This is a genomic window from Candidatus Thiosymbion oneisti (genome assembly GCF_900092655.1).
Taxonomy (GTDB): domain Bacteria; phylum Pseudomonadota; class Gammaproteobacteria; order Chromatiales; family Chromatiaceae; genus Thiosymbion; species Thiosymbion oneisti.
The window spans coordinates 1-4876 of record NZ_FLUY01001201.1 but is presented as its reverse complement, the minus strand read 5'-3'; the positions used below and the strand labels follow the sequence as shown (position 1 = coordinate 4876).

The 4876-nt window shown below is 60.0% G+C and carries 5 protein-coding genes; 4 read left to right on the top strand and 1 reads right to left on the bottom strand.

Annotated elements, in window-relative coordinates; genetic code table 11:
- Positions 1-292: 292 nt before the first annotated feature.
- From thiL to BQ17_RS12400, 3 genes are all read left to right on the top strand, one after another.
- Positions 293-1252, top strand: a complete 960-nt coding sequence (thiL, locus tag BQ17_RS12410) for a thiamine-phosphate kinase (RefSeq protein WP_089727512.1) — start codon at positions 293-295, stop codon at positions 1250-1252.
- A 4-nt stretch (positions 1253-1256) separates the two neighbouring features.
- Positions 1257-1745, top strand: a complete 489-nt coding sequence (locus tag BQ17_RS12405; RefSeq protein ID WP_089727509.1) for a phosphatidylglycerophosphatase A family protein — start codon at positions 1257-1259, stop codon at positions 1743-1745.
- A 309-nt stretch (positions 1746-2054) separates the two neighbouring features.
- The gene (locus BQ17_RS12400) at positions 2055-2333 is read left to right on the top strand and encodes a type II toxin-antitoxin system ParD family antitoxin (protein WP_089727507.1); all 279 of its coding nucleotides are present in this window, start codon (positions 2055-2057) and stop codon (positions 2331-2333) included.
- A gap of 124 nt (positions 2334-2457) precedes the next feature.
- On the opposite strand, the gene BQ17_RS12395 is transcribed toward BQ17_RS12400, so the two are convergent.
- A complete protein-coding gene (locus tag BQ17_RS12395; protein ID WP_218068253.1) occupies positions 2458-2880 on the bottom strand; it encodes a VOC family protein in 423 nt (140 codons plus the stop codon).
- Between the two features lie 274 nt (positions 2881-3154).
- Between BQ17_RS12395 and BQ17_RS12390 the strand changes: the two genes are divergently transcribed.
- On the top strand, positions 3155-4597 hold the full coding sequence (locus BQ17_RS12390; protein WP_256091581.1) for an AmpG family muropeptide MFS transporter: 1443 nt from the start codon (positions 3155-3157) through the stop codon (positions 4595-4597).
- Positions 4598-4876: the final 279 nt, after the last annotated feature.

Below are 4876 nucleotides of genomic sequence, written 5' to 3'. Positions count from 1 at the left end.
AACCCTCTCCCGGAGGGAGAGGGGGCATAGCGGCCAGTGCCGTTGGTCATGTTCCAACTTAGATATTAACCACTACCGAACCTGAATGTCGAGTTGCCGGTCCAAATGGTCATCAGTCAGGCTTAGTTTTCACGAGAAAAGCGTGGGAACGAGCCATTACGACCGATTTGCGTTCATTGGCGTTCATTTGCGGCAAAAAAATGATTCCCAGATTATCGGTACTTCGGTACTCCTATACGAGGCTCGACCATTCACTGCGGCGATCGGTCGCCCCGGACAGTGGGCAGGCACAGTGTCCGAATTCGACCTGATTCGGAATCACTTTTCCCGCATCGGCAGCCAGCGCGCGGATGTAGCCCTGGGTGTTGGTGATGATTGTGCCCTCCTGCGGGTCCCCCAGGGCTATGAGCTTGCCGCCAGCATCGACACCCTGGTAGCGGGCGTCCACTTTCTCCCTGACTGCGATCCGGAAGGGCTCGGCCACAAATCGCTGGCCGTAGGGTTGAGCGACCTGGCCGCCGTGGGTGCCGAGCCCGCCTGGGCGACCCTGGCCCTCACCCTCCCGGATGCCGACGCGGCCTGGCTGGATGCCTTCAGCCTCGGGTTTGACCGGCTCGCCCGGAGCTATGGGATCGCCCTTGTCGGTGGTGACATGACCCGTGGTCCGCTGACTATAACGGTGCAGATCCAGGGCCTGGTCCCGGCCGCAACAGCAATACTCCGCCGCGGTGCGCGGCCCGGCGATCTGGTCTGTGTCAGCGGGACCCTGGGGGACGCCGGTCTCGCCCTGCGCCTGCTCGATGCCGGGGAGGCGGTACCCGAATTTTTGCGCGGACGCCTGGAGCGACCGACCCCACGGGTCGAGTTGGGCCTGGCCCTGCGGGGGACCGCCACGGCCATGATCGACTTGTCCGACGGATTGGCGGCAGACCTCGGGCATATCCTGGCGGCGAGCGGCGTCGGCGCCGAGATCCGGCTCCCGGACCTTCCCCTCTCCCGAGCGGTAAGGGATCGGTTAGCGGCGGACCCGGATTGGGGGTTACCCCTGGCGGCGGGGGACGACTACGAGCTCTGCTTCTGCGTTCCCGAGCAAAAGCGCGCACGGATTACGGCCTTGGCGGAACGGCTCGGTATTCGGATCCAGGCCGTGGGCCGGGTACAACCGGAGATAGGGCTGCGATGTCTGCTGGGAGACGGGTCGATCTGGGACCCGGGACAATCGGGCTACGACCATTTTCCAGATGCAGACTGAGGGGATGCGCGCTAAAGATCAGGGCCTGCCGAGTCGTGCCTGGTGGCGTCGGCCCCATTATTGGCTGGCCTACGGTTTGGGTGCGGGGCGCTTCCCCTGGGCGCCCGGGACGGTTGGAACCCTCGCCGCCATTCCCCTCTATCTGCTGTTGCGACCCCTGCCCGTCGTCTGGTATCTGGCCGCACTCCTGCTGATGTTCCTCATCGGGGTCTGGGCCTGCGGCAAGACGGCGCAGGAGCTGCAGGCATCGGACCCCGCCAGCATCGTCTGGGACGAGATGCTGGGGTTCTTGCTGGCCATGACTGCGACACCGCCGGGGTGGTCGTGGCTCCTGGCGGGATTCATCCTGTTCCGTTGCTTCGACATCCTCAAGCCCTGGCCCATCGGCGCGCTGGACAAACAGGTGTCGGGTGGGCTCGGGATCATGCTCGACGACGTTGCCGCCGGGGCCATGACCTGCCTGCTGCTGCAAGCGGCGGTGCGGATTTTTTGAACCGCAGAGACGCTGAGGACACAGAGAAAACGATAAACCCGCCTGGTTATCAGCCTCTCAGGTGAACGAGGAGACGGTAGTGGTTAATATCTAAGTTGGAACATGACCAACAGCTGGCCGCTATGCTCCCTCTCCCTCTAGGGAGAGGGTTGGGGAGAGGGGATCAAAAAGATGAATCTCTCTACTTTAACACTTATGAATTTACCACTACCCGAGGAGACTTTATGCCTCAATATTACTATCTGCTTTTCTACACCATCCTTGCGATAGTAGTAAATAATACTACTATAGGGTAAGGAGGTGCCTATCATGGCCAATGTCGAAAAAGTCAGTATTGCGCTGACACCGGAAATGCTTGCCGTCGTGCGCGAGGTCGTGGCGAGCGGCGAATACGCCAGCAGCAGCGAGGTCGTGCGCGAAGCGTTACGCGACTGGAAACTGAGGCGCTCTTTGCACCAGCAGGAAGCCGACGAGCTGCGTCGTCTATGGAACGAGGGTCTGGACAGCGGCCCCAGCCGTTTTGCGGATATGGCTGAAATAAAAGCCGAAGCCCGACAGCGGCTTGATAAAACGCAAGCAGACGCATAACAACCCACCCCCGTGAGGGACCATGCCGGAGATCAAACGAACGGCGAAGGCTGATTGAGAACGCCCCCTAGGCGCAATATTTGTTCCGTTGGTGTTGATTCATATGTGGTGGTGATTCATATGCTTACGCGCATGGAATTGGTTCGCCAAAGGCGAGGATGTAACCATTATTATCACAGATATAGAACTCACGCATGCCGTACCAGGTATCTGCCAATTCTTTTTCTATCCTTACCTTGTCTTTGATCTTGTCATAAAAAGACTCGACGTTTTCCATATCGATATACAGGGAAACAGAGGCCCCGATATCCATTGTTGAGAAAGCAGGAACATCTTTCCTATACTCATCCTGGCGCATGAACATCACAAATACTTCATCACGATGCACCACCGCATAGGCATATTTCCTACCTGCCTGCAATTCCGCTTCCATAATCCGCTCATTCTCCGGTACAACCAGGTCCGGAGAAAAGCCTAATAGGTCGACGTAAAAGCGGATCGATTCCACGACATCGGCAACCATCAAATTCGGAGTAAGCTTCTTCATCTTTGTTTCCATAACATACTCTCTTGTATGATTTTTCGTTTTAAAGCCCCGTGTCATCGGCTGAAGAAGTACTCTATCATGGGCGCTGACCTCTACGATTCGTAGGTTGATGGGCACGCTTCGCCTTCTGTGTCTCCCGACCGGGAGCCGCGATTCGGAAAGCCCGGCACCAAGATCCGAGTCCGAGGCCGTCTGGATGGACCGGCTTCGCTTTGCCCATCCTACGGGCTGATCCGCGTAACCCCTGGTTTTTCCGATACTTAAAGAGCCCGACATGCCCAACCCCACGCAACCGGACGGGGAAATGATGGAGAAAAGCAAGGATGCCGGCCGCTCATGGCTGGATGCCCTGGCGGTGTATCTCAATCCCCGCGTGGTCGCGATGTTGTTGCTGGGCTTCTCGGCCGGTCTGCCGCTGCTGTTGGTGTTCGGGACCCTCTCCGCCTGGCTGCGCGAGGCGGGTGTCGACCGCAGCACCATCGGCCACATCTCCTGGGTGGCGACCCTGTATGCCCTGAAATTCGTCTGGGCACCGCTCGTGGACCGGATCCCGGTGCCCCTGCTCAGCCGGCGCTTGGGACAGCGTCGGGGCTGGATGCTGCTGGCGCAGATAGGGGTGATCGCCGGGTTGCTGCTGATGGCAACCAACGACCCCAATCAGACCCTGGGCATGCTGGTGGCGGCGGCCCTGCTGGTAGCCTTCGCGTCGGCCACTCAGGATATCGCCATCGACGCCTGGCGCATCGAGGCGGTGGCGGTGGACCTCCAGGGCGCGATGGCCGCTACCTACCAGATGGGCTACCGGATCGGCATGATCATGGCCGGGGCGGGGGCCCTCTATTTCGCCGAGTATCTGTCCTGGTCCCAGTCCTACGCCATCATGGCCCTGTGCATGGGGATCGGCGTGCTTACCGTCCTGCTGATCCCCGAGCCGACCCGCAAGATCGATCGGGAGACCTGGCGCCGAGAGGAGCGGGTGGTGCGCTTCATCGAGGGCTCGGCCCACCTGTCGGATCGGAGGCGTGAGCTCAGTGCCTGGTTCATCGGCGCCATCGTTTGCCCCTTCACCGAATTCATTGCCCGCAACGGCTGGCGGGTGGCGCTGCTCATCCTGGCCTTCATCGGGGTCTTTCGCCTGTCCGATATTACCCTGAGCGTCATGGCCAACCCCTTCTATATCGACATGGGCTACAGCAAGGAAGAGATCGCCAGTGTCACCAAGGTCTTCGGCCTGATTATGACCATGGTGGGGGCGGCGCTGGGCGGAGTCGTCGTGGTCCGTTTCGGCGTCATGCGCATCCTGTTGGTGGCCGCCGCTATGGTGGCCGGAACCAACCTGATCTTCGCCTGGTTGGCAACCCAGTCGGCGGATATCACCCTCCTGGCACTGGTCATCTCCGCGGACAACCTGAGTGCCGGACTCGCCGGGTCGGTGTTCATTGCCTATCTGTCTGGCCTCGCCAACCGGGCCTACACCGCCACCCAGTACGCCCTGTTCAGCTCGCTGATGCTGCTCCCGGCAAAGTTTCTCGGGGGCTTTTCCGGCGATATCGTGGACGCGACCGACTATGTCTTCTTCTTTACCTACGCGGCCATACTCGGCCTGCCGGCCATCCTGCTGGTGCTGGTGCTGATGCGGGTCAAATTACCGACAGCCTCGGCCCCCGAGTCGGCCGGCGCGGCACCGTCGCCACAGGGGACAAAAGAGGGGGCGTGATAGTTACGGCTCGCTTGGGTGGTCACCCTGCCGAGAATCCATCGCTGGGTAGTGGTAAATTTTTAAGTGGTGGACGAGCCACCCAATCGTCAGATTCTCACTGCTTTTGCCATCCTTGGCGTCTGGATTCCGGCACTCCCTATCGGAATGACGAGGCGGGGTCTCAATGCCATTAAGTTAAGAGGCCGTCTAAAAACTAACCCATTGATTTTCGGCTGGCTCCCCACGCTCCAGCGTGGGAGCAGACCTTGTCCCGACGGAGGAGGGATCTGACGCTCC